The 25,694-nt window shown below is 47.2% G+C and carries 27 protein-coding genes and 2 tRNA genes; 22 read left to right on the top strand and 7 right to left on the bottom strand.

Features of this window, described 5'->3' with window-relative positions; translation table 11 throughout:
- Positions 1-14: 14 nt before the first annotated feature.
- From BIZ37_RS05545 to BIZ37_RS05515, 7 genes are all read left to right on the top strand, one after another.
- Positions 15-686: a PIG-L deacetylase family protein gene (locus BIZ37_RS05545; RefSeq protein WP_187460638.1), complete on the top strand. Its 672-nt coding sequence runs from the start codon at positions 15-17 to the stop codon at positions 684-686.
- Positions 683-1,756, top strand: coding sequence for an N-acetylneuraminate synthase (neuB, locus tag BIZ37_RS05540; protein ID WP_187460637.1), 1,074 nt, complete (start codon positions 683-685; stop codon positions 1,754-1,756). The genes BIZ37_RS05545 and neuB overlap by 4 nt, the downstream gene beginning before the upstream one ends.
- Positions 1,746-2,408: an acetyltransferase gene (locus BIZ37_RS05535; protein ID WP_255526677.1), complete on the top strand. Its 663-nt coding sequence runs from the start codon at positions 1,746-1,748 to the stop codon at positions 2,406-2,408. The genes neuB and BIZ37_RS05535 overlap by 11 nt, the downstream gene beginning before the upstream one ends.
- A gap of 7 nt (positions 2,409-2,415) precedes the next feature.
- Positions 2,416-3,480, top strand: coding sequence for a nucleotidyltransferase family protein (locus BIZ37_RS05530; RefSeq protein ID WP_187460636.1), 1,065 nt, complete (start codon positions 2,416-2,418; stop codon positions 3,478-3,480).
- Entirely contained in the window at positions 3,477-4,232 is a 756-nt protein-coding gene (locus BIZ37_RS05525) for a cytidylyltransferase domain-containing protein (protein ID WP_187460635.1), read from the top strand. The genes BIZ37_RS05530 and BIZ37_RS05525 overlap by 4 nt, the downstream gene beginning before the upstream one ends.
- Before the next feature lie 137 nt (positions 4,233-4,369).
- Positions 4,370-4,445, top strand: a tRNA-Ala gene (locus BIZ37_RS05520).
- A gap of 184 nt (positions 4,446-4,629) precedes the next feature.
- Entirely contained in the window at positions 4,630-5,133 is a 504-nt protein-coding gene (locus tag BIZ37_RS05515; protein ID WP_187460634.1) for a hypothetical protein, read from the top strand.
- 55 nt (positions 5,134-5,188) lie between these two features.
- Here BIZ37_RS05515 and BIZ37_RS05510 read toward each other — a convergent pair.
- Positions 5,189-5,265 (bottom strand) — tRNA-Arg (locus BIZ37_RS05510).
- Positions 5,266-5,326: 61 nt separating this feature from the next.
- Positions 5,327-6,466, bottom strand: coding sequence for a flagellar assembly protein FlgT (locus tag BIZ37_RS05505; RefSeq protein WP_187460633.1), 1,140 nt, complete (start codon positions 6,464-6,466; stop codon positions 5,327-5,329).
- Positions 6,467-6,694: 228 nt separating this feature from the next.
- Between BIZ37_RS05505 and BIZ37_RS05500 the strand changes: the two genes are divergently transcribed.
- Together BIZ37_RS05500 and BIZ37_RS05495 are read left to right on the top strand one after the other, a co-directional pair.
- Positions 6,695-7,330: a FlgO family outer membrane protein gene (locus tag BIZ37_RS05500; RefSeq protein WP_187460663.1), complete on the top strand. Its 636-nt coding sequence runs from the start codon at positions 6,695-6,697 to the stop codon at positions 7,328-7,330.
- Positions 7,331-7,338: 8 nt separating this feature from the next.
- Positions 7,339-7,764 (top strand): LPP20 family lipoprotein, encoded by a 426-nt coding sequence (locus BIZ37_RS05495; protein ID WP_187460632.1) that lies wholly within the window; start codon positions 7,339-7,341, stop codon positions 7,762-7,764.
- Between the two features lie 33 nt (positions 7,765-7,797).
- Here BIZ37_RS05495 and BIZ37_RS05490 read toward each other — a convergent pair whose 3' ends face one another.
- The 3 genes from BIZ37_RS05490 to flgA form a co-directional block, all read right to left on the bottom strand.
- On the bottom strand, positions 7,798-8,226 hold the full coding sequence (locus BIZ37_RS05490; RefSeq protein WP_187460631.1) for a flagella synthesis protein FlgN: 429 nt from the start codon (positions 8,224-8,226) through the stop codon (positions 7,798-7,800).
- A 16-nt stretch (positions 8,227-8,242) separates the two neighbouring features.
- Entirely contained in the window at positions 8,243-8,554 is a 312-nt protein-coding gene (gene flgM, locus BIZ37_RS05485) for a flagellar biosynthesis anti-sigma factor FlgM (protein WP_187460630.1), read from the bottom strand.
- 102 nt (positions 8,555-8,656) lie between these two features.
- Positions 8,657-9,391 (bottom strand): flagellar basal body P-ring formation chaperone FlgA, encoded by a 735-nt coding sequence (gene flgA / locus BIZ37_RS05480; RefSeq protein WP_370577309.1) that lies wholly within the window; start codon positions 9,389-9,391, stop codon positions 8,657-8,659.
- Between the two features lie 163 nt (positions 9,392-9,554).
- Here flgA and BIZ37_RS05475 point away from each other — a divergent pair, with 163 nt between their 5' ends.
- The 11 genes from BIZ37_RS05475 to flgJ all read left to right on the top strand — a co-directional run bounded on the left by BIZ37_RS05475 (position 9,555) and on the right by flgJ (position 19,311).
- On the top strand, positions 9,555-10,472 hold the full coding sequence (locus BIZ37_RS05475; RefSeq protein ID WP_187460629.1) for a chemotaxis protein CheV: 918 nt from the start codon (positions 9,555-9,557) through the stop codon (positions 10,470-10,472).
- A gap of 53 nt (positions 10,473-10,525) precedes the next feature.
- The gene (locus BIZ37_RS05470) at positions 10,526-11,356 is read left to right on the top strand and encodes a protein-glutamate O-methyltransferase CheR (protein ID WP_187460628.1); all 831 of its coding nucleotides are present in this window, start codon (positions 10,526-10,528) and stop codon (positions 11,354-11,356) included.
- Positions 11,357-11,636: 280 nt separating this feature from the next.
- A complete protein-coding gene (flgB, locus tag BIZ37_RS05465) occupies positions 11,637-12,032 on the top strand; it encodes a flagellar basal body rod protein FlgB (protein WP_187460627.1) in 396 nt (131 codons plus the stop codon).
- A gap of 3 nt (positions 12,033-12,035) precedes the next feature.
- Entirely contained in the window at positions 12,036-12,452 is a 417-nt protein-coding gene (gene flgC, locus BIZ37_RS05460) for a flagellar basal body rod protein FlgC (RefSeq protein ID WP_187460626.1), read from the top strand.
- 17 nt (positions 12,453-12,469) lie between these two features.
- Positions 12,470-13,195 (top strand): flagellar hook assembly protein FlgD, encoded by a 726-nt coding sequence (locus tag BIZ37_RS05455; protein WP_187460625.1) that lies wholly within the window; start codon positions 12,470-12,472, stop codon positions 13,193-13,195.
- Positions 13,196-13,201: 6 nt separating this feature from the next.
- A complete protein-coding gene (flgE, locus tag BIZ37_RS05450; protein ID WP_187460624.1) occupies positions 13,202-14,509 on the top strand; it encodes a flagellar hook protein FlgE in 1,308 nt (435 codons plus the stop codon).
- Between the two features lie 263 nt (positions 14,510-14,772).
- Complete coding sequence (gene flgF / locus BIZ37_RS05445) at positions 14,773-15,525, top strand: flagellar basal-body rod protein FlgF (RefSeq protein WP_107299301.1); 753 nt, start codon at positions 14,773-14,775, stop codon at positions 15,523-15,525.
- Between the two features lie 17 nt (positions 15,526-15,542).
- Positions 15,543-16,331 carry a flagellar basal-body rod protein FlgG gene (gene flgG / locus BIZ37_RS05440; RefSeq protein ID WP_044624008.1) on the top strand — a complete coding sequence of 263 codons (789 nt, stop codon included), beginning with the start codon at positions 15,543-15,545 and terminating at the stop codon, positions 16,329-16,331.
- Between the two features lie 13 nt (positions 16,332-16,344).
- On the top strand, positions 16,345-17,112 hold the full coding sequence (locus BIZ37_RS05435; protein ID WP_187460623.1) for a flagellar basal body L-ring protein FlgH: 768 nt from the start codon (positions 16,345-16,347) through the stop codon (positions 17,110-17,112).
- A gap of 42 nt (positions 17,113-17,154) precedes the next feature.
- Positions 17,155-18,234 (top strand): flagellar basal body P-ring protein FlgI, encoded by a 1,080-nt coding sequence (locus BIZ37_RS05430; protein WP_255526680.1) that lies wholly within the window; start codon positions 17,155-17,157, stop codon positions 18,232-18,234.
- A gap of 12 nt (positions 18,235-18,246) precedes the next feature.
- Positions 18,247-19,311 (top strand): flagellar assembly peptidoglycan hydrolase FlgJ, encoded by a 1,065-nt coding sequence (flgJ, locus tag BIZ37_RS05425; RefSeq protein ID WP_187460621.1) that lies wholly within the window; start codon positions 18,247-18,249, stop codon positions 19,309-19,311.
- 17 nt (positions 19,312-19,328) lie between these two features.
- Here flgJ and BIZ37_RS05420 read toward each other — a convergent pair whose 3' ends face one another.
- Together BIZ37_RS05420 and BIZ37_RS05415 are read right to left on the bottom strand one after the other, a co-directional pair.
- A complete protein-coding gene (locus tag BIZ37_RS05420; protein WP_187460620.1) occupies positions 19,329-19,511 on the bottom strand; it encodes a flagellar hook protein in 183 nt (60 codons plus the stop codon).
- A gap of 520 nt (positions 19,512-20,031) precedes the next feature.
- A complete protein-coding gene (locus tag BIZ37_RS05415) occupies positions 20,032-22,152 on the bottom strand; it encodes a lipopolysaccharide assembly protein LapB (RefSeq protein ID WP_187460619.1) in 2,121 nt (706 codons plus the stop codon).
- Positions 22,153-22,297: 145 nt separating this feature from the next.
- On the opposite strand from BIZ37_RS05415, the gene flgK reads away from it, so the two are divergent.
- Both flgK and flgL read left to right on the top strand, forming a co-directional pair.
- Complete coding sequence (flgK, locus tag BIZ37_RS05410) at positions 22,298-24,259, top strand: flagellar hook-associated protein FlgK (protein ID WP_187460618.1); 1,962 nt, start codon at positions 22,298-22,300, stop codon at positions 24,257-24,259.
- Positions 24,260-24,273: 14 nt separating this feature from the next.
- Positions 24,274-25,494, top strand: a complete 1,221-nt coding sequence (flgL, locus tag BIZ37_RS05405; protein WP_187460617.1) for a flagellar hook-associated protein FlgL — start codon at positions 24,274-24,276, stop codon at positions 25,492-25,494.
- Positions 25,495-25,694: the final 200 nt, after the last annotated feature.

Below are 25,694 nucleotides of genomic sequence, written 5' to 3'. Positions count from 1 at the left end.
AACCGGAAAATGATATGAATAAATCAGTTTTAATTGTAGCGCCACACGCCGATGATGAGACACTGGGGTGTGGTGGTACTATCTTACGTCTAATCCAGGAAGGGTATCAGGTCAGTTGGCTGCTGGTTACCGGGATGAGTGAAGATTCTGGCTATAGCGTGGGTCAGATACACCGACGCCAGCAAGAAATTGATAAGGCCGCGGCTGCTTACCAATTTTCAAATACCTACACACTTGGCTTGCCTCCTGCACAATTGGATGCATTGCCAAAAGGGGAGGTGATTGGTGCTGTCTCGGGGGTTATCCAATCCCTCAAGCCAGAGCAAATCTATTGCGTGTACCGCAACGATGCCCACAGTGATCATGAAGTGGTGTTCGATGCGGTCATGGCTTCAACCAAGTCATTCCGCGCGCCTTTTGTTAAGCGTATCTTAGCTTATGAAACCCTATCAGAAACTGATTTTGGCTATAAACCGGAAGATCCGGGCTTTCGTCCCAATGTCTTTGTCGATATCTCGCCATTCCTAGAAAAAAAGCTAGAAATATTGGCCTATTTTGAGTCAGAGGTTGGCCCGTTTCCTTTTCCCCGCTCTACCGAGGCACTGAAGGCGTTGGCCAAGGTGCGGGGCGTTCAATGTAATACCCATGCGGCTGAAGCCTTTATGCTTATCAAGGAGATCCTATGACGTTGGTTATTGCCGAGGCTGGGGTTAACCACAATGGGGATGAAGCGCTGGCTTTTGAGTTGGTCAACGTTGCACACCAAGCGGGGGCGGATGTCGTCAAATTCCAAACCTTTAAAGCTAAGAACCTGGTGACTGAGGAGGCTGGGCTAGCCGATTACCAAAAGAACAACCTGCAAAGCACAGAATCACAGTTGGCTATGTTGAGCAGGTTGGAACTACCCTATGATACCCACCATGCGCTGGTTAACCATTGTCAGTCCCTAGGTATCGAGTTTCTTTCTACCGCCTTTGATGAAGAGAGCTTGACCTTCCTTGTTGATGACTTGGGGTTGAAGCGCCTAAAAATACCCTCGGGGGAGCTCACTAACGCGCCCTTGGTCTTGGCTCATGCCCGCAGCGGATGCGATTTGATTGTGTCAACTGGGATGGCGACCTTGTCCGAGATCGAAATGGCACTAGGTGTTATTGCATTTGGTTTTACCTCAGAGGGAAGAGCTCAGCCTTCGGTGCGTGCCTTTGAGGAAGCCTATGGCTCTGAGGCTGGGCAACAGGCCCTGAAACAAAAAGTTACCCTACTACATTGTACCACTGAATATCCGGCCCCCATGACCGACATCAACCTTCGGGCGATGGATACGCTTGCTTCTTCGTTTGGCTTGCCAGCCGGTTACTCTGACCATAGCGAAGGGATCACGATTCCGGTGGCAGCGGCAGCTCGGGGGGCTGTTATCCTTGAGAAGCATTTTACCCTAGATAAAAACCTGGAAGGCCCGGATCACAAGGCGTCGTTGGAGCCATGTGAGTTGTCGGCAATGGTTTGTGCAATCCGCCAAGTTGAACAAGCATTGGGCGATGGGGTGAAGAGGCCGATGGCATCTGAAATTAAAAATAAAGCGGTTGCACGGAAAAGCCTAGTTGCGGCTAAACCGATTGAAGCCGGAGAGTCCTTTACTCCAGCGAATTTAACGGTAAAGCGACCAGGAACCGGCGTTTCTCCCTATTGTTATTGGGAAATGCTTGGGCAATCGTCAGGGAAAGCCTATTCCAAGGGGGCCTTCATTGACGAGTAGCCAAACAGGGATGCCGATTGTGCTGATTGGCGGGGGTGGGCATGCGAGTGTTCTTGCCGATATATTGATCAGCCAAAACAGGGAGATCTGCGCAGTAATTAGCCCTGACGATGTTTCAACGCGACAAGTTTTCGAGAATATACCGGTTTTAACATCAGATAAAGAAATCGCACAGTTTTCGCCGCAATCGGTCATGTTGGTTAATGGTATAGGGATGCTACCCTTTTTCGGCTTCCGCTGTGATGTCACTAAATGGTACACATCAATGGGCTACCGTTTTGAAACAGTGGTTTCAGAGCAGTCGCTAGTGTCCAAGTATGCAGTCTTGGAAGAAGGGGGACAGGTTTTCCCTGGCGCTATCGTTCAAGCCGGTGCTGTTGTTGGTCAGCAAACCATCGTCAATACCGGTGCCATCGTTGAACATGATTGCCTAATTGGGCCGTTCAGCCATTTGGCGCCGGGGAGCGTGGTTTGTGGTGGGGTAAAAACAGGGAAACAGGTATTTATTGGGGCAAATGCGACGGTTACCCAAGGCTTGTGTTTGGGAGATCAGTCTATTGTTGGCGCAGGCGCTATGTTAAGCGAAGATTTATCAGCCAAGGCTGTTTGCTACTCCTCTCGTAGTGTCATTAAACCTCATACAGAAAAATAGGTATGTTATGAGTCTATCCTGGAAAAGTGTGGCGATTAAGCCAGAGCACACTATCCGTGATGCACTGGAAGTGATTAACAGGGAAGCGTTGCGGGTTGCACTGGTCGTTGATGACTTACAGCGTTTAACGGGAGTCGTTACTGACGGTGATATACGCCGGGGGTTATTGAAAAACTTGGCGTTGTCTGACTCTGTGTCGCTGGTAATGAATACAAAACCAATGACAGCCATTGCAGGGACGTCACGGGAAAGGCTCTTATCCCTGATGGAGCAAAAAGGGGTTTTATCCATACCGTTAGTCGATGGCGCCGGCCAGGTTGTTGGGCTGGAAACCTTGCACAGTGCGCTCCACCAACCGAGGTATGATAATCCTGTTTTTTTGATGGCAGGAGGCTTTGGCACACGGTTACGGCCTCTGACAGATAACTGCCCAAAACCGATGCTGAAGGTTGGCAATAAGCCTATTTTGGAAACTGTCATCCAGAGTTTTATCAAGGCGGGGTTTGAGAATTTCTACATTTCAACCCATTACATGCCTGAACAAATCCAAGAGTATTTCGGTGATGGAAGCAAGCTTGGCGTAAATATTTCCTATATCCATGAAGATAAGCCTCTGGGGACGGGAGGTGCGCTTGGTTTATTACCTGATGATTTGCCGCAAGGGCTTCCTTTAATCATGATGAATGGCGATGTGCTGACCAAGGTGGACTTTCAACAGTTGTTGAATTTTCATCTTGAGCAAGAAGCCGATGCGACAATGTGTGTCCATGAGTACGACTACCAGATCCCATATGGCGTCATTAATGGTGAGGGAAACCGTGTGACGAGTATGGTGGAAAAGCCGATCCAGCGTTTTTTCGTTAATGCAGGCATTTATGTAGTGTCACCAGAGGTGATAAGGTCTGTCCCTAAGAATCACCCCATCGATATGCCTACTTTGCTAGAACAGCACATGAAAGAGCGGGAAAGGGTACTGATGTTTCCTATACATGAATATTGGCTGGATATAGGGCGGATGGAAGATTATAACCGTGCACAAGCGGATATCCTGTCATTGGGAATAAATGGATGATTGATAATAAAAAAGTACTAGCAGTGATCCCTGCTAGGGGGGGCAGTAAGCGCCTACCTGGAAAAAATACCAAGTTACTGAATGGCAAACCGCTAATCGCTTGGTCAATTGAAGCGGCTAAGTCTTCCCAACTGATCGATCGTGTTGTGGTGAGTACAGATGATGAAGGTATTGCATCTGTTTCTCGAGCTTTTGGGGCTGATGTCCCTTTCTTGAGGCCTGCTGGCCTGTCAGGCGATCACGCGAGTACCGATAGTGCAATAATTCATGCGTTGGACACTTTGCCGATGGAGTATGGGGTTGTTGTAATCCTACAACCGACTTCACCATTGAGAACCGCTGATGATATTGATAATGCACTAGCAATGCTCAACGATACAGGTGTAAATGGGGTAGTTTCGGTGTGTGAGTGTGAGCATCCTCCGTTATGGTCAAATACGTTGCCGGATGACCGGTTAATGGGCGGTTTTCTTCGGCCGTCAGTTTTAGGTAAGCGCTCACAAGATTTGCCGCAATACTATCGCTTGAACGGATGCCTTTATGCTTTTGATGTCGAGGCGTACCGGCAGAGACAAGGTACCTATTATTCTGATGATGTGAAAGCGTACATCATGCCGTCAGAAAGGTCAGTTGATATAGATACACAGGTGGACTTCTGTTTTGCTGAGGCCCTGATTAGTTATTTCAGCACTGGCAAGACTAAAAGTCACCTTAATGAACAGAAAGCCTGTCAAGAATCCATCTTGGATTGATGATTTAGACATCAATGTATGAGCTTGGATGTGATTATTATCACGAAAATATGATCAAGTTAAACTTTAGTTTGGGTTGGTGGGGTTATCTCTATTGACATGATTTAACTAAGTTTTTATTATCCTTTGCACGATTTGGGGCTATAGCTCAGCTGGGAGAGCGCTTGCATGGCATGCAAGAGGTCGGCGGTTCGATCCCGCCTAGCTCCACCAAATTAAGAAAACCTCGCTTCGGCGGGGTTTTTGCTTTTTTAGGCTTTTTTATCTTTCCCCTCCTTTTTAAGACACCCATATTCTTGGCCTAACTGTTTTTTTCATATGAATTAAGCTTCGCGTTGCTTTCTATCAACACCGTGTTGTTGTATTTTTCAACCAAATTTAGAACGGCGTTTTTTATATGATTAAGAAGCTAATTCATCAAGCTGCATTGGGCAGCTTATTGCTTGCTTGTATATCGACAGCAGTGGCGGCCGAGGTGAAAGAGTCCAAGTCTTTTATCGGTATTGGTGTCACGGATGGGACGAAGTATGAGTCGCCACTGGAGTTTGAGCCGGTGTTCCGCTTAGGGGCAATATTTGATGAAAAGCATCGCTTTGCGGCAAATTACTCTCATGGTTTTAGCTCAGGGGTAACCAGTATCCATTTTGCTTATGACTATCTATATCCTTTCACTGATAACGGGAATTGGCAGGTATTTGGTGGTGGTAGTCTGGGTTATAAATTTGGCTTACATGATACAAACGATTGGACTTTTGGTGGTCAAACGGGTATCCGTTACCAATACAGCCCAGAGACCAGTTTTGATTTTGGTTATCGGATGTTTGATACGCTCGATGAGTGGAAAGAACATGAACTCGGGCAACTGGGCAACATCTATATCAGCATTGATTTTACAATGTAGGTGTAAGCCCAAACGAAAAAGGCCCAGTTACGAGAGGGTAACTGGGCCTTAAATATGGCGCTCCCTACAGGAGTCGAACCTGTGGCCTTCCCCTTAGGAGGGGGACGCTCTATCCAGCTGAGCTAAGGGAGCAGCAAGCACTGCTTGGTTTTTCCATTATACAAAAAATTACCAATAAATTAAGTGATTAGTCTTAATCTTCCATCTGTTTGGTTAGCAAATCGCCAGGTTGGATGCTGTTGGCAAGCTCAGGCTGCTCAATACTTAGCTCCGCAGATTTCTCATAGACACGACCGACAACCAAAGTGATCTCGGTTTGGACCATACGGTTTCTTGGGATCCCGTTTTGATCAATAAAGCCAGCACTGTGCCACAGGGCAAGTTGGTCACCTTGCTTAACGCCGTGTTTGCGGCCTTGGTTGATATGTACGGTATTGCCATGGTGGCGGACGACTTCAGGCAAGTTGGTACGGCAGGCTAACGAGCTTTCCAGATCCAACATCATATTTTGGCTGACCCGTTGGACAGCTTGGCCGTAAGCAGACTGCCAGAACCGGGCACTGCTGGTGTCGACCTGGCTGGTGCGGGAAAATGGCCAGTTGGCGACTTCACGGTATTGGTTCTGCATCAGTATTTCGCCGGTTTTACCGTCCATGAGCTGAAGCTCGGCAGCAAATTGCCGGTTGATCTTATCGCTGCGCAATAGCTTTTGATCGAGCGTCGAGGTTAAATCGGTGATTTGGCCACTGATGATGTATTGGGCGTCATTATCTTCAGCCAGCATAACCATTTGGCTTGGGTAGCCCGGGTTGATTTGGACACGGGTGGTGCCGGAGACCACAAAGCTTTGCGAGCGGGTTTCAAGTTGGCGTTTTAATACGGAGGTGAAGTTGTTCCCTAGCTGGTAGACCCCTCCGAGTGAAGCGTGTTGAGGTGAGCGGATATTAAACTCCCCCAAGAGCAGGCCTTTCTTGTATTGTACCTTGTGGCAAGTTCTTGCCGACGGGAAAACTTCAATTTGTGCTGTCAGGTATAGGCTACCACTTCTCTTTTTACTCTTAGTGACGGTAATTTGACGTAACTCGCTGCCACTGAACTGGTAAGTATCCTGACTGTTTTTGAGATAGGGTTTGATGCGGTTGAATGAGGATAGATCGGCTCCGGAATAGCGGATCACCTGTAACACAGCATCTTCAAGCGCGCTCTGGCGGGCTTGGGACTCACTTTGCAGTACGACAGCAGAGCCAGTGACTTCATACCATGCCGCGCTCGCCGGTAAGGCAAAAAGAATTAGCCAGGTGCTGCTCAGGGTGAGGAGGATCTTTTTTATCATTTCGTCCACTTTCGGTATAAAAATTGCTTTAAAACTCTATGTTGGATGCTTACGAGTTTAAGCGAGTGTGCCACTATCGGTTAAAACATTGAATGGCGGCTTTCATAGTATTCCAAGGGTAATGCAAAGAGCATTCCTGATTTTTTGTGTTTACCAATAAAGTTTTTGTTTGAAACTACGATAACAAGCTATGGGTCTGAAGTCTCTCTTCAATTGGAGCTGTATATGATGAAAAAATGGGTAATTGTATTGATGGCAATGTTGGTAACTTCTTGCGCCTATTCTCCCATTTATAATGGTAAAGAGCCTTATACCGGTAGCCGACACAGTTTGGATGAAATGCCGCGCCATACCATGGATTTCTTCATCGAAGGGATGGCTGACAAACTGATTGCATCCAACCAGTACTTGACGGCCCGTACACCGTTGGCTGTGACGTCATTTGTTGACCTGCAAGATATGGACGAGACCAATTGGCTGGGGAATTCAGTTTCGGAAGGTTTGATTTACCAAATGCAGCAACGCGGCTATACCGTTGTTGACTATAAAATCACGGGCGGTATCAAAGTGACTCCAGATGGCGATTTTGCATTGAGTCGTGACTGGCAGCAGTTATCATCAGAGCAGCCCGTTGATTATGTGTTGGCTGGCACTATGCTCCGTCAATCGGCAGGGGTACTGGTCAATGCCCGTATTATTGGTATTCGCTCCCGTGTGGTGATTGCCTCGGCGCAAGGCTTCTTGCCTGCTGATCGGATTGGTCGAGATCTCGATAGCCTTAATCGTATGCGAATGGATAATGGGTGGATTATTCGTGACGAGACATTGTCCCACGATAGAAACACCGTAGTAATTAAGCCTTAGGAGAAAAAATGCGTTATTGGTGCCTGTTGGTTTTAGCTTTCCTCGTCGGTTGTCAGCCTTTGGTTGAAACGCGCAGCACAGACATTATTACCGCTGTTGGCTATGCCTCTATTAGCGAGCAGCCAGGAAAGAATATAGAAGAGAAGCGGATGCGGGCTATGCGAGCGTCAAAACTCGATGCATACCGTGAACTGACTGAGCAGGTATACGGTATTCGTATTTCAGCCCGTTCAGAGATGGATGATCAGCAGTTGAACTATGAAAACAATAATAGTTCGGTTGATGGCAGTATCCGTGGGGCCGAAGTGATCCGTAGTTATCCCATTGGCGACAACTATGTGACTGAAATGCAACTGGATCTCAATAGAATGGAGCGTCTAAAGGGGAGTGCAGAAATCTATGCTGTTCCCCAGAGCCAGGAAGTGATGTTCTAAGCGGTATTCCCGAAAGGTTAAATAACTGCTTGATTATGCTTTCAGATCAGTGCCCAGAGTGCGGGTGTTCTGGGTCATGCCCTCGCTGGTATAGGTCATTTGATGCTTGCCACGGCTTTGCTGCAATAGGTTATTGAGCTTGTGGAAGCTCAGCTGAGCACGCATTAAGGCTTCACCATTGACATCATTGGTGGACTGGCAATCGTCTGCCAGTGAACGCAAGGTTGCGACGTTGGCGGATAAGTCGCCGCCTTCTGCCAGCCTTGACTGCTCAGGATGGACGGAAAGCTGGTGATCGACCAGTTTGATACTGTCGATCAATGCCGACTTTTTCTGTGCACATTCAAGAATTTGTTCAGACTTGCGTTCAACAATGGCTTTTTGCTCTTGTGCGAGCAAAGTGGTGAGAGAGGTGAGGTTCACCTGTTGCTGTTCAAGAAGCTGTTCTATAGATGTAGACATACTCTCTCACTTGTCCTTAAAGGCCTTTCAAATCGTCTTCGAGTTTAATCATGTTAGCCGCTAGCTTATCGGCATCAATGACATAGGAACCATTGGCAATTGCTTCTTTGATTGCATTGACTTTTTCTGTGTCGAACGCTTCCTGGGTAGCAAGCTGCTGGTGGATTTGACCCACAGACTGACCTTGGCTGCTAAGGGATACCGAATCTGACTCGGTTGCATTAGATTGCGTACCTGAAGCCGGTTTGCTTTTACTGGTATCGGTATTCGATACATTCCCGCCGGTAGTCAACGGCTGGTTAGTGCGTATGTTATTGATAGTAGGCATTAGAAACTCCTTGAACGTGCAGTTAGGCTCTATAGCTACTGTATTATCGACAACGATAGCAAAACCTTTAGGTATTGTACGTAAAATTTCGGAATTTTCGTATCAATAGCGAACGGTGACTTCACCCACAGCACTGACGATACCGGTGATCACCTTTTTAGAACGGTTATTCTGCACCCTGATCTGTTCACCGAGCGACCCGTCCGACAAGGCTTTGCCCTCGGTAATTATAGATAGTCCGTCATTGCCAGCCTTAATCAGGACAGCGTCATTCCTGCATACCAGGCAGATATCACTGGCAAGTATAATTTCCCCAAGCCGGACAGGACGTTTTACTTTGGAGCCGATGAGTTGTTCGGGGTTGGCAAAAGAGGCACCGCGTTGCCGCCTGAGTTCCACTTGCTCAACATCAATGTCTGCCGCTGAAATAACAGTGCCTCTGGGAAGCGGCGCTTTGGCGACAACCCGTTCTAGCACCTGCTGGACTCGGACAGGGACATAAATTTGCCAGTTGAGGGATTCACACCGAACCAATACCGAGACAGTGCCGCTCAGCGAGCTCTTGTTGGGGATATCGGTCGAGAGTGGTTCAGGGCATTGGGGCAGGCGGAGCCGGTTATCGAGGTTTGGGGCTGTGATGGTAAAGCTCCCATTTGCCTCACGGGTTAGCGCCGTAACATGTTCTTGCGCTGCTTGGCTGATAACGTCTGGTGATATATTGGCTGTAGCGGGTTGGCTTGCTTCCAGATTAGCAAACGCAGGGCTAATGCTGCTAAAGAAAAAAAGCTGCAGGCCGATAAAACACATTAGGTGAATGTTATGCGAGTAACTAAGCACGTATTTATCTCTTTAATGTCACCGATCACAATGGGATACTGTGCCTTACCGCAGGTATTTCAATAAAGCAGCTTTAACTTGCTATGATATGTGATTTACCCTTTGGTTTCTCTAGTAAACACGTATCAAATTATAAAAACAATCAACAAGGAGACGTCTTCATATGTCGGGGATATTAGATTCGGTGAATCAACGTACCCAGCTGGTCGGTCAAAACAGGCTAGAGTTGCTAACCTTCAGGCTTAATCGACGTCAACGTTATGGCATCAACGTATTTAAAGTCAAGGAAGTGCTCCAGTGCCCTAAATTGACGACTATGCCTAACTTGCATCCCTTGGTGAAGGGAATTGCGCATATCCGTGGGCAAACTATTTCCGTAATTGATATGAGTCTGGCAACCGGTGGCCGCCCTATCGATGATCTCGACAATTGCTTCGTGATTATTTCTGAATTCAACCGTTCGATTCAGGGCTTTTTAGTATCTTCTGTTGAACGCATCATTAATATGAACTGGGAGTCAATCCTGCCGCCGCCAAAAGGGGCGGGGAAGGCGAATTACCTGACCGCAGTGACTGAAATTGATAATGAGTTGGTTGAAATCCTGGATGTGGAGAAAATTCTTGATGAAATCTCCCCAGTTAATACCAGTATCACGGGCTCTGTACTTGAAGAGCTTATTAATGATATGCCAGCGGTACGGCGCGTATTGGTAGCGGATGATTCCAGTGTTGCTCGCAAGCAGGTTCAGCGTGCAATTGAAGCGATTGGCTGTGAGTGTGTGCTCGTTAAAGACGGCAAAGAAGCCATTATCAAGCTTCGGGAAATGGCACAGGAAGGCGATATCTACAAACAACTGGCGTTGGTGATTTCAGATATCGAAATGCCAGAGATGGATGGCTATACTCTCACGGCAGAAATCCGTAACGATCCGAAATTGAAAGATTTGCATGTTATCCTTCACACATCCCTGAGTGGGGTGTTTAACCAAGCGATGGTTGAACGTGTCGGAGCCAATGCCTTCATTCCTAAATTTAATCCTGATGAGTTAGGCGCAGCAGTAAAAGCAGCAATGCCGCAATAAAAAACGCCGAAATAAACAGGCTCGAGCAAAGAACAATCATACTAGAGCAGTAGATGACAGCTATAACTATAAACGATCAGGAATACCGCGAGTTTTGCCGTTTCCTAGAAGCCCAGTGTGGAATTGTATTGGGTGACAGTAAACAGTATTTGGTAAGAAGCCGGCTTAGTCCTTTAGTCAGTCAGTATTCATTATCTTCACTCTCTGAACTGTTGCAGGTGGTCATTGCCGGTCGGAATCGTGAACTGCGGGTTGCTGCAGTCGATGCGATGACCACCAATGAAACACTTTGGTTTCGCGATACCTATCCTTATACCGTGTTGGCTGACCGCATCTTGCCGGAGCTGGCTGCGAATAAACGCCCGATTAAAATTTGGTCCTCAGCCAGTTCCTCAGGGCAAGAACCTTATTCTATCGCGATGACGGTACTGGAAACGCAGAACCGCCGTCCTGGGATGTTGCCTAGCAGTGTACAAATTACTGCGACCGATATTTCGCAAACTATGCTGGAGACCTGCCGCACAGGTGCTTACGACAACTTGGCACTCAGCCGTGGGTTATCGATGGAACGTCGCCGCATGTTCTTCGAGGACAACGGTGATGGTCGCCTCAAAGTGAATGACAAGGTTAAACGGATGGTGAACTTCCGTCCGCAGAACCTCAAAGACAGCTACGCGCTGCTTGGCAAGTTTGATGTGATTTTCTGCCGCAATGTGCTGATCTACTTCTCGCCGGAGATGAAAGCCAAGGTGCTCAACCAAATGGCGGCCAGCCTTAACCCGGGCGGCTATCTTCTGCTGGGCGCATCGGAATCACTTACCGGCCTGACCGACAAGTTTGAGATGATCCGTTGTAATCCGGGGATAATCTACCGGCTTAAATAGGGCCTATGGCCCATAAGCCTTTAGGGGCCTCGGAAAAGAAGGTCCTAGGGTCTGGGAAGAACTATAAAAGGGCTTAGGAGTATAAATCCTAGGCCCTAAAAGCTCTTAAAGGGCCTAGGAAGAGCGGGTCCTTGATCCTAGGTAAAGCAAAAGGCGAAGAAAGAATTTGACGTTCTATAGCCTTTTCAACATTCTGCAGCAACCCATCACCTTTTCCCCTCTTTTCAAACTTTTGGCACAGCCTTTGCTTTCTATTTGGTAACAAATTTTGGAGGCAGACATGTCCATTTCTTTTGATAAAGCATTAGGCGTTCACCAGCATACCGTCGGCGTACGCGGCAAACGTGCAGAAACGCTGGCTAGCAACCTGGCCAATGCCAACACGCCGGGCTACAAGGCGAAAGATATCGACTTCCAGCGGGCCCTCAATGCGGCAACTTCGGGGGCAAAAGTTGGCCTCAGCCGCACAGATGGTCGGCATATTTCTGCCTCCACGCAAGTATCAGGTGAGCAAAAGTACCGTGTGCCTACCCAGCCGGACACCGGTGACGGCAATACCGTCGACGCCCAGTTGGAGCAAAACCTGTTTATGCAGAACTCGCTTGAGTATCAGGCATCGTTGGATTTTCTCGGGTCAAAGTTCAAAAACCTGAGCAAGGCACTGAGAGGGGATTAATAAATGAGTTTGTTTAATATTTTCAACGTAACGGGATCGGCCATGAGTGCGGAGTCGGTACGTTTGAATACCACTTCCAGTAACCTTGCCAATGCCAACACGGTCAGTAGTTCTGCGGAACAAACTTACAAGGCAAGGCATCCTGTTTTCGCTGCTGAACTGCAAAGTGCCAGTTATAAGCGCAGTGAAAGTGTACCGGTTCAGGTCAAGGCGATTGTCGAGAGCGAAAAGCCATTGAGTGCCGAGTATAATCCGGATCACCCGTTGGCGAATGCCGAAGGCTACATCTACAAGCCGAATGTCAATGTGATGGAAGAAATGGCCAACATGATTTCGGCATCGCGTTCGTACCAGAACAATGTCCAGGTGGCAGATGCCAGCAAGCAGATGCTAATGAAAACCTTGCAGATGGGTAAGTAAGGTAGGGAGAAACGGCAATGAGCAGTATTAACGGTGCAGGTTCTAACAACCTTTCCTACCTCGACCAGCTAAAGTCGATGCAGGAAAAGAAGGTTCAGGAAGAGCAGAAGGTCACTGGCCAGAACCAACTAAAGCAAGAAGACTTCCTTTCCCTACTGACCAAGCAGTTGTCTCAGCAGGATCCGTTCGAGCCAGTCGGCAATGACAAGATGATCGCCCAGATGGCATCGTTTGCCACAGTGGATGGTATTAACCAGATGAACGAGCAGTTCGGCTTGCTCAATACCGCCATGACCTCCAACCAGGCACTTCAGGCCTCGACCTTGGTCGGCCAGGATGTACTGGTGCCAAGTGCCACTGGGATGAAAGCAACAGAAGGCGGCTTAACAGGCCGTGTTCGTCTAACCAACTCCCTCGACCAAGCCATGATGCGGGTGGAAACCCCTCAGGGCGAACTGGTCAAAACGATCAACCTCGGTGCCAAAGGAGCCGGTGACCACGATATTGAGTGGGATGGTAAGAACGAGCAAGGTAAGATGATGCCGGAGGGACAATACACTATCCGGGTGTCGGGCCTTGTCGGTGGCGAAACACAGAACTATGACGTATTCACCCATGCCAACGTAAACAGCGTGGTAATGGGGCAGGGGGACGGCCAGGTGTTACTCAACCTAGCGGGCCTTGATAAACAATTTAATTTGGCTGATGTACTTCAGGTCGGAAAAGCACAAGCGAAAGGATAATCAACTATGAGCATGAATATTGCCTTGAGTGGCCTGGGTGCGGCTCAAAAAGATCTCAACACAACCAGTAACAACATCGCCAATGCCAATACCTATGGCTTCAAAGAGTCTCGCGCCGAATTCTCTGATGTGTACTCCAACTCTATCTTTTCGAACTCCAAGACCACGACCGGTGGTGGCGTACAAACGGCAACTGTCGCCCAGCAGTTCCATGAAGGGTCGAGTATCTATACCAATAACCCGCTGGACTTGCGTGTTTCGGGTACAGGCTTTTTTGCGGTAGCACCCAATAAGACAGAGCCAGCTAACAACAACCTGACGCGTAATGGTGCTTTCCACCTCAACAACAACAACGAGATTGTTAACTCTGACAATAATTACCTGCTTGGCTATGAAGTCAACCAGGATACCAATACGGTTGCTTCTTACGAGCCGAAGGCGATGGCAATCGATGACACGTTTGGTCAGCCAAATATGTCAAATAACATGAACATTTCCATGAACTTACCTAGCGGTGAGGCTCCACCTAAGATCACGCCGTTCGATTTCAATGATCCTGACTCATATAACAAGTCGACCTCTTCGACGATTTATGACTCGCTAGGCAACCCGCTAAAAATGTCTGCATATTATGTGAAGCAGGATGACAGCGCGCCGGGTGCGCCAGAAAACACCTGGAATGTTTATTACACGGTCAGTGACAGCGGTGGTGAAAAAGCCTTGAATGTTGATGACCCAAACAATACGACAGGTCATGTTGGTCACCAATTGCAGTTTGATGCGGGCGGCCAATTGATCACAACACCACCAAACTTCCAAACAGTGGATTTCCAAACGGCAGGTATTCAGCTTGGTGGTGCAGATGGCTCCCAGAACCTGATTTTTAACTATGATGAGCCGACCCAGTACGCTTCACCGTTTGAAATTCGCAAGTTAGAAGATGAAGACGGTGCGACGACGGGCTACCTATCAAATGTCGATATTGATTCTGACGGCAACATCCTAGCCTCGTACTCAAACGGCAAGGACAAGGTGATTGGCCGCGTAGCTATGGCACGAGTGGCCAACGAGCAGGGCCTAGCCCAGCTTGGCGGTACGCTATGGAATGTGACCCAAGACTCCGGTGCAGCTGTATGGGGTGATGCGTCACAAGGATCATTTGGTTCGATTAAAAATGGTACCTTGGAGCAGTCGAATATCGACATGACCCAGGAGCTAGTGGATTTGATCACCGCGCAGCGTAACTTCCAGGCCAGTTCGCGTGCTTTGGATGTAAATAATCAGCTGCAGCAGAACATCTTGCAGATCCGCTAATCATATCCTGCTAGATAGTGAGCCCATAGCCTAGACGGTTATGGGCTTTTTGTGCCATTTTTTTGACATGACTATTGGCCAGTTATATTTAGTTGGTCGCTCTTTGACCACAACCGTCAGTGAAGCGGCAACTCTTTTCCCCTTTATTTTCTCTAGTCTCCCTTTTTTGCTTTGTTTTCTTTAAAATCAGCACTCTAGCGACAAATTTATCACTGGTATGCTTTTTGCATTGCTAATGCTTATCGATATAGGGGACAGCATAGATGGATCGCGCATTATTTCTTGCCATGAGTGGCGCTAAACAAGATATGTACGGCATGCAGGTTGCAGCAAACAACCTCGCTAACGTTAATACCACAGGTTTCCGTGCAGATCTGCAGCAGGCAAGAAGTATGCAGGCTTATGGTGAAGGTTTGCCGACCCGCGTTTTTTCAATGACTGAGCGTCCGGGTAACAACTTCGAGCAGGGTTCGGTAAAAATGACCGGGCGTGCCATGGATGTTGCGGTTGAAGGCAATGGTTGGTTGGCCGTACAAGATGCCTCAGGCCAAGAAGCCTATACCCGAGCAGGTCACTTGAAAATTGATGAAATGGGTATGCTGCAAAACAGTAACGGCCAGCTTATTTTAGGTGAAGCCGATGCACCTATCTTCGTACCGCTCCCTATCAACAAGATTGAAATCCAGAAAGACGGCACGGTCAGCATCTTGCCGCAGGGGGCGCCGCCGGAAGCGATGGTCGCGATCAACCGGATCAAACTGGTTAACCCAGAAAATAATAGTTTGTATAAAGACGTTGATGGCTTGTTCAAGCCAACAAACCCAAATCCGCAAGGGTTAGAAGCTGATGCGGGCGTAACCTTGCTCAGTGGTGCCCTTGAAGGCAGCAACGTCAATGCGGTGGGTGAAATGGTCAGCATGATTGACCTTCAGCGCCACTTTGAAATGCAAGTCAAATTGATGAAAACCGCAGAAGACATGGATAAAGCGTCTTCATCTTTAATGCGTATCGGATAATAGCGAGGAGTTAATCAATGCATCCAGCTCTATGGGTTAGTAAGACTGGCCTTGATGCCCAGCAAACCAATATCTCAACGGTTTCCAATAACCTAGCTAACGCCTCGACTGTAGGCTTCAAAAAAAGCCGTCCGGTTTTTGAAGACTTGTTCTATCAGAATATCAACCAGCCAGGCGGCCAGGCGACACAAGATACCACCTTGCCATCGGGTTTGATGCTAGGGGCAGGCTCGAAAGTCGTCGCCACGCAGAAGGTGTTCACCCAGGGCAATACCCAAACCACCGACAATGCCCTTGATATGATGGTCGAGGGTGATGGTTTCTTCCAGGTGATGCTGCCAGACGGCAATATCGGGTATACCCGCAACGGCCAATTCACGGTCAGTAACGAAGGTCAGATTGTGACCTCGGGTGCGGGCTACGTCTTGGAGCCAGAAATTGTTGTTCCAGATAACGCTGTGGCGATCACTGTCGGTACGGATGGTGAGGTTTCTGCCCGTATCCGTGATCAGCAGGAAAACCAGGTACTGGGCCAGATCAACCTGACTAACTTTATCAATCCAGGCGGTTTGGAGCCGATTGGTCAGAACCTATACTTGCCGACAGGGGCAAGCGGCGATCCGCAGGAAGGGATCCCGGGGCTTGATGGCTTTGGTAGTGTTCGCCAGTCAATGCTGGAAACCTCAAATGTGAATGTCACAGAAGAGCTCGTCAATATGATTGAGGCACAGCGGGTTTATGAGATGAACTCCAAGGTGATCTCAACCGTGGATCAGATGCTGAGCTACGTTAACCAGCAGCTATAACAGGGAGTAAGGTATGGGTAAGTATTGGCTGGTTTTGCTGGTGGCAATCGTCTCGGGCTGTGTACAGGATTTCGATACGGGCTCCGATCAAGATAGTGCTGTGAGCGATGTTGATGCCGTGGAAGGCACGACAGAACAAAGCGATGGCATTATCGGCTTGGTCAGAACCCGGGAAGATGCGGTACAGGGCGATCCGAACTGGTCATCTGTCCGCCCACCGGAAAAGCCGGAACATTATGCGACCTCAACCGGTTCTCTATTTAGCAATACTAACTCTATGGGGCTGTATAACGATTCTCGCCCAACGGGCCTTGGCGATATCGTCACTGTATTACTGGAAGAAAACACCCAAGCCAGAAAGAGTGCCAGTTCGGATTTGGGCAAATCAACCGATATGAACATGCAGCCCATCATGTTGGGCGGCCGTCCGGTTAACATTGGAAGCTATGACTTATCCTATGCCCTGACCAATGACAATTCATTCTCAGGTAGCCTTTCCTCGGATCAAAGCAACAGTTTCTCAGGCTCTATTTCTGTCGAGGTGATTGAAGTCCTGCCAAATGGCAACTTGCTGGTGAGAGGAGAAAAGTGGCTGACCTTGAACAGTGGTGATGAATATATCCGGGTAAGCGGTACCATTCGTCCAGACGATATCGACTCGGAAAACTCCATTCCATCAACGCGTATCTCCAACGCCCGTATCCAATACTCGGCAACCGGTGACCGCCAAGATACCCAAACCCCAAGTTGGTTTGCCCGATTCTTCAATGCGGCGATGTAAGTCATGAAAACGTTATTTCAATCAGTGCTTGTTGGCTTATTGATGGTGTCGGTACTGCCAGCCGTCTTGCCGCAAGCACACGCTGCACGAATTAAAGATGTTGCAGCTGTTGCCGGTGTACGAGACAACCAACTGGTGGGTTATGGTTTGGTGGTTGGTTTGCCGGGAACCGGCGAATCGTCATCGGCGTATTACACCGAGCAAAGCTTCCGTGCCATGCTAAATAACTTCGGCATCAACATCCCGGAAGGTGAGCGTTTCCGTACCCGAAATGTTGCTGCAGTGGCTGTTCATGCCACGCTTCCGCCTTTTTCTAAACAGGGGCAGCAAATTGATGTGACGGTTTCTTCGGTAGGCTCAGCCAAGAGTCTGCGTGGCGGCACGTTGTTGCAAACATTCCTTAAAGGTTTGGACGGGAACATCTATGCGGTCGCACAAGGTAGCCTGGTGGTGGGTGGTTTTACCGCTGATGGCGCTGATGGTTCGCGTATTGTCAGCAACACCCCAACGGTTGGCACCATTCCTTCCGGTGCGATTGTCGAGCAGGAAGTACCGAACCCGTTTGGCCGTGGCGACTTCCTGACGTTCAACCTGTTCGAGCCTGATTTTTCTACCGCACAGAATATGGTCGATGCCATTAACGGTTTCCTTGGCCCTGATGTGGCTTCTGCGATGGACGCAGCATCGGTAAGGGTTCGAGCACCGCGTGATGTGAGTCAGCGCGTTGCTTTTCTCTCAACCATTGAGAATGTTGAGTTTGAAACTGCAGATTCCGGTGCGCAGATTATCGTTAACTCCCGCACTGGTACGATTGTTATCGGTCAGCATGTCCGATTGAAGCCTGCGGCGATCACCCATGGTGGGATGACGGTATCTATCAAGGAAAACCTATCGGCCAGCCAGCCGAATGCTTTTGCTGGTGGTCAAACTGTGGTGGTGCCAGACAGCGAAATTACCGTGACTGAAGAAGACTCACGTATGTTCTTGTTCGAACCAGGGGTGACGCTCGACGATTTGGTTCGTGCAGTAAATCAGGTTGGGGCTGCACCGTCTGATCTAATGGCGATTTTGCAAGCGTTGAAGCAAGCCGGAGCCATCGAAGGCCAGCTGATCATCATCTAACGGGAGAGCCAGATGAAAAGTCCGACTGATACCAGCTTTGTTCTTGATATCTCAAGCCTTGATCGCCTGCGGGCCGGGGTAAAAACAGGTAAGGATGGTGAGCAGGCCAGTTTGCAGGCGGCGGCCGAGCAGTTTGAAGCGATCTTTACCCAGATGATGTTTAAGTCAATGCGCGAGGCGAACTCTGCGTTTGAGTCGGACTTGATGAGCAGCCGCAATACCAAGTTCTTCGAGCAGATGCACGATGAGCAGATGGCTAGTGAGTTGAGTCGCAGTAATTCTTTGGGCCTGGCGGATATGATTGTCCAGCAACTTGGGGCCCATCAGGATACTGATGCAGTCAAGCAAAGTGACGGTTCGTTAGACAAAGAAATGCAATTTGTTGAGTTGGACAAGGGCGGCAAATACCTGCCTTTTGAGCGGCAAGACATTAAAGCCAACGATCACCTTGCGGTTAATCACGCCAACTCGCCTTCTATGGCAGGCCCTAAACCTGAAATCAGTGAAGAAGAGATCACCCAGATAGCCAATAAAGCGATTGCCCAGCGGAATATGGCCAATACTGCCCCTTTAGGTTTGGACTCTTCCCGAACGCCTGAAAGCTTTGACTCCCCACAAGCGTTTGTTACCCATATGGCTCCGTATGCCCGTCGTACGGCCAATGTCCTAGGCGTTGATCCTGCAGTATTGATTGCTCAAGCAGCCCTGGAAACAGGCTGGGGCAAAAAAGTCATCAGCAATGCTGGCGGTAACAGTAATAACCTTTTCAATATCAAGGCTGATCCGAGTTGGAAAGGGGACAAGATGGCAACGCAGACACTGGAGTACCACCAAGGTATTGCTGTTCAGGAGAGGGCGGCATTCCGCTCGTATGGCTCTTTCGATGAAAGCTTCAATGACTACGCACAGTTCTTGAAACAGAACCCAAGGTACTCGGTGGCGCTAGAAAACACCCAAGATCCGAAGGCGTTTATTGATGAGATCCACAAGGCAGGCTACGCAACTGACCCAAGGTATAGCGAGAAAGTCATGAGGGTTTATGATCAGGTAAGCGGTTTAATGGATAAAGAGTTCTAACCGATCAGAAGAAAGGTCTAAACAAACACATCCACAATGGATGAAATAATCTTCAACGTATCTTCACTTTCAGACAAGGCAGACTGAATTTCGTTTGTCTCTACCTTTGATTGATTACCTTCCCGTACATTATCCAAAATCACAGGCGCAATGATTTCTTTAATGGCATAGCCGAGCAATGTTGCGAGACCAATATTCATAATTGCCACCTATAAAGTGCTTGAGGATTAATGTAATAATTATATATACAATCTATACTGTTAATCCAGTGTTACCTAAAAAAAAATAAAATTATCTGATCTGGCTATCAATAATAGGTTTGGGCCCCATACGTATGAAGTCGTTTTTTGCGTGAACATATAATAAATATATAAAATGCTATTTCTTTACAAGCTTGATCGTCAAATTTTTGACCGTTTTCATCTTTTTGAAATGAACAATCAAATAATTCCTTGTTTCTTTGTAAGGTGTTGATTTTATTTACTTAAATAACCATTTTTATTGATGGGCTAGGATTGTTATCAAGGTGAGGGCTTTTAGGTATTTTCAATACAAGCCTAAATAAAATATAACGAATTAATATATAGAGAGGAGGGGGTTGAGGGATGAGTATTGGTAAAAGTTAATTGAAATTAAAGTAAGGTAGATAATTGATGGTAATTTATATAGAGGTGATGGCTTACTCCATGTTTAATCTGGAGTAAGCCATATATTCTAAATTTAAGCGAAATCTGACTTTATTTGGTTAGCAATAGATTCAACTAATGGGTATTTATTTTTAAGTAAGGGCGGGTAAGCAAACAGGTGTTCATGCCGCTTGCTGTTGCCTTCACCATGTAATGCAACTTGTTGAGTGAAATCGTCGCTTTGTTCCCTTGCATAATAGACATAACTCGGAACCCCTGCCGCGACGGCAAGTCGGAATACGGCATTACCACAGCTAAAGACAGCATCAAGGTTGTTCATTAATGCCGCAGTGGACAAGAAATCATCTTTCAAGTCGAGATCTTCAAAATTGATTACATCGATCCCTGTGAGTTGCTTTATTTTTTTAAGCTCCTTTTGGCAGTCGCCATATTGTAAATTGTAAAACGTAGCATTTGGGAATTGCTTCATGAAATGGGCAAGTTCATTAAGAGAAAGGTAGTGGGCATTTCGGACGCTTGAGCGAAGTCCACTTCGCCAACTGATGCCTATTTTTAATGAATCATCATTTCTGTCGTACTGAACTTTTTGCTCCCACTCATTTTGTAATTCAAGGGGCAGTGTTACACAACTTTCGTCAAGCCAATGTTGCTGGCTATCATTATAGATATGCTGCTTGATACTTCCTATAGGTAACCAACTATCAACTTTCTCTAATAATTTAAGAGGGATTTGGTTACGGATAAACGATGAGTTTGGCTTGATCGCTATTGTTTCCACTGTAGGGAAAGATGAATTAATTAAAGGGATGAGGCGTTCATCACAGGCGAAATAGACTTTATCGACTCTTTGGATCAAGTAGTTAAGGTTGTGGCAGAAGTACAACTCATCACCAACACCTTGCTCTCGAAGAACCAGCACAGTATCGGTTGATGGTCTTAGCGGTGTCCAAAAAGGTTTATTTGGGTTGTATGAAAGTCGATCACCACTTTCGATCCCTTTCTCGAAAGCATAATAGTAGTTTTCCCAGTCATGGTTATAGTTATGTAAAATATGCTTGTTCCATAACACCTTACTATCATCTGGGTAATCTTTTTCAATACGGTTAAGGTAGGTGCTTGCTACTTCAAAATTACCAACATAGTAATTTAGATCGAATAATGCCTTTGATATTTGAACTGCTCTTCCGTGATCTTTGATATTGGCTTGCATTGCAAACTCTAAGCTACGCTCAGCTTTTTCCATCGATTTGAGATCGAAGTTCTGTCGAGTATGGACTTTTTTGTATGAAGCTAGAGCATAGATCCACAATAAATCCTTATCTTTAGGGTTAGTGCTCAATAACTTTTTACTTTCGACGAAGGCTGTATGAAACTCATCGGACAGTAGGCTTAGCTCCGCAAAAAGTTTTTTTGTCTCAAAAGATGGTTTATTACCTTGGCTGATAAAGTCCTTATATGTCTTTATCCCCTCATTATACTGCTTAGTTTCTCTATATAGCTTTATTATCATCAACGCTATATTTTCATTATGAGGATTTAGGGATAACGCTGATTTCAACTGATGAACGGCATTGGTATATTTTTCTTGTAGGGCATAAACAGTAGCTAGCTTAAGGTGCAAGTCTAAATGGTTAGGGCTAAGCAATAGCATTGACTGCAACAGTTGCTCTGCAGGTTGGAAATGCTTACCTGCCAACAATTGAGCGACTGTCTCTAGGGTTTTGTGTATCTCATGATCGAGGTGTTGCTTTTTGTGATGTTCGGCTTGCTGCAGAGCCTTATTAGATTGTTGGCTCTGACTGCGATTACCTGTTGCTTGGTGAATTTCCCCTTGAAGCTGAAGGGCTCCTTGGTGCTGTGGGGAAAGGGATAAAATTTCATCAAGTACTGATAGCGCTTCAATATTCAAACCTTGGAGTTTGAGGGTATGTGCGAGATCGAGTTTGATAGCAATGTCATTGGGGCTCAATGACAGCGCTTTACGAAGCTTGTTTTCTGCGACTTTGTAATTGCCATCATCAGCATCAAGCACGGCTAAAACTTGCAATACATCGATAGCTTCTGGGGCTTTTTCAAGAATTGATTCGAAAATTTCACGCGCTTTTGTCTTTTTACCCTCTTGGTACGTGTTAACACCAAGTTGGAAGGCCTGCTCTAGTGTGAGCGTCGTGGTTGGGGTTAAGTCTATCTTCATTGCAAACTCTTCATATTGGTTTGGATTGCTAATTAACCACTTTTATGCAATATCTATGCCTGCCTTTTGTTGGTATAGATTTTGCTTTAGTGCAAGAGTTCTAAAAACGGCAATGTTGCTGGGTATTTGTGGCTGGAGATAAATAATGGCGTTGGATTTACTCAATATTGGTATGAGTGGATTGAGGACATCTCAGAAACAACTGAATGTCACCAGTCATAATATCTCAAACGTAAACACGCCGGGTTACAGCCGCCAAAGTGCCGAGCAGAAAGCGGATGATGCCCATTGGATTGGTGGTAGTCAATATGGCACGGGGGCTTATATCGACAATGTGCGCCGTGCTTACGATCAGTTTGCAGCAAGGGAACTGACCCAGTCGACCACCCAACTTCACCAGGCCAATGAGAGTCATGCCCAACTTGCAGTGATGGATGAATATATCTCCAATAATGCCAGCAAAACTGTCGATAGTATGAATGATTATTACGACTCGGTGAAAAGTTTGGCCGATCATCCTAACGATCTCGGGTCGAGGAAAGCAGTGTTGGAAAATGCCTCGCTGGTTAGTCAAACCGTCAATAGTACCTACGATACCCTTTCAGGTATGCAGCGTGATGTTAATGATCAGTTGGTGGCAACCGTTGACCGAGTAAATAGTCTGGGGCAAGAAATTGCCACCTTGAACAAGCGTATTCAGGAAAATCCTGCCGGTGAGAAAAATGATTTGTTTGACCAGCAACAGAGTTTGGTCAATGAACTTGCCCAGTACGCCAAGGTAACTGTACTAAAAGGAAAGGATAATCTTGCTAATACCGTCATCATCGGTGAAGGGCAAACATTGGTTTCTGGAACCGAATCATCTCGTTTGACGGTCATCCCTGGTGAGCCAGATCCCCTACAAAGCCAGGTTGCAGTTGATGATGGTCATAATACGGCTCCCTTAAATCCCGATAGCCTGGGGGGCAAACTGGGTGCAATGGTTTCCTTTCGACGGGATGTTATCGAACGCAGCCTTGATGAAGTTGGCAGAATGGCCATAGGTTTTGCGGGACAGGTTAATGCTATTCAGCGTCAAGGTCTTGACCTGAATGGTGAACAGGGGAAAAACCTGTTCGCTGATGTAAACGACTCTATTGCTATGTCACAAAGAGTACTCAAGCCGGTTGGCAGCTCGGCCGACATGACCGTTGCTATTGATGATGTATCTAAGCTCCAGACGGGTGATTATCAGCTTACTGCTAGTACAGATGGCGTCACCAACTCTTATCAGATGTTTAACGCAAAAGGGGAGGAAGTTTTTAACCAGTCCCTTCTGGCGACAGATCCTCAGGTGATTCAAGCCGATGGCATGACAATTGACGTAAATAGTTTGTCAGCAGCCCCTTCTTCCGAGACGTTTACCATTCGACCTGTCCGTTTGGGGGGGGCACAAATGACGATGAATGCTAACGAGGCATCAGACATTGCTGCTCAGCGTGTTGTTTTTGCTGCTGAAGGAAATCAGGGAACGGCACAGTTGGAGCCATTACCGTCAGCGCAAGTAACGGGGAGTTATCAGGTAGTGATTAGCAATACTGGTGACACGCTATCGGTTTACAACGATCAAGGCATTAAACAGGCACTGATTGATGAAAATGGCTCTCCGACAACGGATTTGAAATATCCAGTACAAGGTAATGCAATTAATTTTGACGATGGAATGAACAACCCAGTGCCAACGTTGGCGATTTCAGGTGGTGCCATAGCGGGGGATTCCTTCACCGTCCAGTTAGGAGCCACGCCTGCCGAAGGTGACAACAGCAACCTGATGGAAATGCAGCAGGTACAGACGCGCAAAAGTATGAACAAAGGACGCTCTAGCGTTATTGAGCTTTTTCAGACGTTGAGTACTGATGTTGGTATCCAGAAGATGAATGCCGAAAAATTCAGCCAAATTAGCCAGCTTGACTTGGATGCTGCTACCGAGCGGGTTGCCAGTGTTTCTGGCGTTAATCTGGATGAAGAAGCCGCCAATTTGATGAAGTTCCAGCAGGCCTATATGGCATCGTCGCGGATCATGAGTGTGGCCCGTGAAACCTTCGATACGCTGTTGCGTGCAGTATAAAGTTTGGAGGCGATATGATTAATCGAGTGTCGACTTTTTCCCAGTATCAGAACCTGACTTCCAACTTGATGCGCAAGCAGGGAGCAGTGAATAACACTAATGAGCAACTGGCAACGGGTAAGCGTATTAAAACGGCGGGAGATGACCCCATCGCATCCGTATCTACCCAGAAGTACAAGCAGCAACTGGTGCAGATAGAGCAGTTCCAGAAATCCATTACACTTGCCAATAACCGCTTGGGTACTTTGGAAACATCACTGAAAAATGTCGAAACCCATGTCGATAGTGCCAAGCAGAAAGTGATCGGTATGATTAACGGTGCAATGGCGGGGGATGACAAAACGGCGTTTAAGAATGAGTTGGAAAGCTTATATGAAGGTCTATTGAATCTAGCTAATACTCAGGATGAAGGCGGTAATTATGTCTTCGCCGGCCATCTGGTTCGTACCCAGCCTTTTATGGAAGGTTCAAACGGTGTAATGGACTACAAAGGGGACAGCGGTCACCGTGAAGCGCGTATTGATACCTCAGTGCATGTTAAAACTAGCCAGCCCGGTGACTTGGTCTTTCAGGGTATAGACAATCCGTTTGGTGATTACCGGCCCGATTATGCAGGCTTGCAACCAGACTCTGAGCTTGCACTGTTATCAGCCAAGAACGCGGTGTCGGCAGACACATCAGGCTATCGCGTAAATTTTCATGATGATGGTCAGGGTGGTTTGAATTATGAGCTATTCCGTAATGGCCAGTCACAAGGAGTAAATCAATATGACCCCGCCAAAGGTATTCAGTTTGTTGATGCGACGGTAGGTTCTGAAGCGGATCTTGATGTTCAATTGGATGGCGATATCAAGCCAGGCGATAGTGTGTCTTTGGATAAAACCTCAACGATAGACCTATTCCAGACACTCAACGATGCCATTAAGTATTCAGAGTACCCAACATCATCCCCGGAAGCCCGCGCAAGCTTGCAACGTTCGATAGAAGAGCTCAATGCCAGTTACGTCCACATGAACCAACGTCGCGCTGAAGTTGGTACCGAGATGAAAACCCTCGATACTTACGAATCACAACATAAAGATTTCGAGCTAAGCCTTAATAAGGCCAAAGGTAGCCTCGAAGACTTGGACTACAGTAAAGCAATTATTGAACTCAATGAAGATATGCTGGCCCTGCAGGCCTCACAAGCCGCCTTCAACCAAACCAAGCAGCTCAGTTTGTTTAACTACTTGTAAGTCACTTCGCTTTTTCCGGATTAAAGCGGCAAAACCCTGCCGCTTTAAAAGCATCGGTACTGTGGAGTTAAGAGCGGTGCTATGGCCCTATGGGAAAGTTAGCAGCGATATATGGCATTTAAAGTTAGAGTTTGACCAAGAAGTGTAGCTCGTAGAGTATTCTTGCAGACCCACAGACCCACAGACCCACAGACCCACAG

It is taken from the genome of Photobacterium sp. BZF1 (assembly GCF_014349205.1).
GTDB lineage: Bacteria > Pseudomonadota > Gammaproteobacteria > Enterobacterales > Vibrionaceae > Photobacterium.
Note: the sequence above shows the minus strand (reverse complement) of the source record. Positions and strands in the feature narration are given on the sequence as shown.

What these genes read in the sequence shown, in the direction of transcription:
- flgB (WP_187460627.1), top strand. Translation starts at nt 11,637, where the DNA reads ATGTCCATTTCTTTTGATAAAGCATTAGGCGTTCACCAGCATACCGTC.
- BIZ37_RS05470 (WP_187460628.1), top strand. Translation starts at nt 10,526, where the DNA reads ATGACAGCTATAACTATAAACGATCAGGAATACCGCGAGTTTTGCCGT.
- BIZ37_RS05515 (WP_187460634.1), top strand. Translation starts at nt 4,630, where the DNA reads ATGATTAAGAAGCTAATTCATCAAGCTGCATTGGGCAGCTTATTGCTT.
- neuB (WP_187460637.1), top strand. Translation starts at nt 683, where the DNA reads ATGACGTTGGTTATTGCCGAGGCTGGGGTTAACCACAATGGGGATGAA.
- BIZ37_RS05530 (WP_187460636.1), top strand. Translation starts at nt 2,416, where the DNA reads ATGAGTCTATCCTGGAAAAGTGTGGCGATTAAGCCAGAGCACACTATC.
- BIZ37_RS05430 (WP_255526680.1), top strand. Translation starts at nt 17,155, where the DNA reads ATGGTGTCGGTACTGCCAGCCGTCTTGCCGCAAGCACACGCTGCACGA.
- flgE (WP_187460624.1), top strand. Translation starts at nt 13,202, where the DNA reads ATGAGCATGAATATTGCCTTGAGTGGCCTGGGTGCGGCTCAAAAAGAT.
- BIZ37_RS05545 (WP_187460638.1), top strand. Translation starts at nt 15, where the DNA reads ATGAATAAATCAGTTTTAATTGTAGCGCCACACGCCGATGATGAGACA.
- flgJ (WP_187460621.1), top strand. Translation starts at nt 18,247, where the DNA reads ATGAAAAGTCCGACTGATACCAGCTTTGTTCTTGATATCTCAAGCCTT.
- flgL (WP_187460617.1), top strand. Translation starts at nt 24,274, where the DNA reads ATGATTAATCGAGTGTCGACTTTTTCCCAGTATCAGAACCTGACTTCC.
- flgC (WP_187460626.1), top strand. Translation starts at nt 12,036, where the DNA reads ATGAGTTTGTTTAATATTTTCAACGTAACGGGATCGGCCATGAGTGCG.
- BIZ37_RS05500 (WP_187460663.1), top strand. Translation starts at nt 6,695, where the DNA reads ATGAAAAAATGGGTAATTGTATTGATGGCAATGTTGGTAACTTCTTGC.
- BIZ37_RS05435 (WP_187460623.1), top strand. Translation starts at nt 16,345, where the DNA reads ATGGGTAAGTATTGGCTGGTTTTGCTGGTGGCAATCGTCTCGGGCTGT.
- flgG (WP_044624008.1), top strand. Translation starts at nt 15,543, where the DNA reads ATGCATCCAGCTCTATGGGTTAGTAAGACTGGCCTTGATGCCCAGCAA.
- BIZ37_RS05475 (WP_187460629.1), top strand. Translation starts at nt 9,555, where the DNA reads ATGTCGGGGATATTAGATTCGGTGAATCAACGTACCCAGCTGGTCGGT.
- BIZ37_RS05415 (WP_187460619.1), bottom strand. Translation starts at nt 22,152, where the DNA reads ATGAAGATAGACTTAACCCCAACCACGACGCTCACACTAGAGCAGGCC.
- flgF (WP_107299301.1), top strand. Translation starts at nt 14,773, where the DNA reads ATGGATCGCGCATTATTTCTTGCCATGAGTGGCGCTAAACAAGATATG.
- flgK (WP_187460618.1), top strand. Translation starts at nt 22,298, where the DNA reads ATGGCGTTGGATTTACTCAATATTGGTATGAGTGGATTGAGGACATCT.
- BIZ37_RS05505 (WP_187460633.1), bottom strand. Translation starts at nt 6,466, where the DNA reads ATGATAAAAAAGATCCTCCTCACCCTGAGCAGCACCTGGCTAATTCTT.
- flgM (WP_187460630.1), bottom strand. Translation starts at nt 8,554, where the DNA reads ATGCCTACTATCAATAACATACGCACTAACCAGCCGTTGACTACCGGC.
- BIZ37_RS05420 (WP_187460620.1), bottom strand. Translation starts at nt 19,511, where the DNA reads ATGAATATTGGTCTCGCAACATTGCTCGGCTATGCCATTAAAGAAATC.
- BIZ37_RS05490 (WP_187460631.1), bottom strand. Translation starts at nt 8,226, where the DNA reads ATGTCTACATCTATAGAACAGCTTCTTGAACAGCAACAGGTGAACCTC.
- BIZ37_RS05525 (WP_187460635.1), top strand. Translation starts at nt 3,477, where the DNA reads ATGATTGATAATAAAAAAGTACTAGCAGTGATCCCTGCTAGGGGGGGC.
- BIZ37_RS05455 (WP_187460625.1), top strand. Translation starts at nt 12,470, where the DNA reads ATGAGCAGTATTAACGGTGCAGGTTCTAACAACCTTTCCTACCTCGAC.
- BIZ37_RS05495 (WP_187460632.1), top strand. Translation starts at nt 7,339, where the DNA reads ATGCGTTATTGGTGCCTGTTGGTTTTAGCTTTCCTCGTCGGTTGTCAG.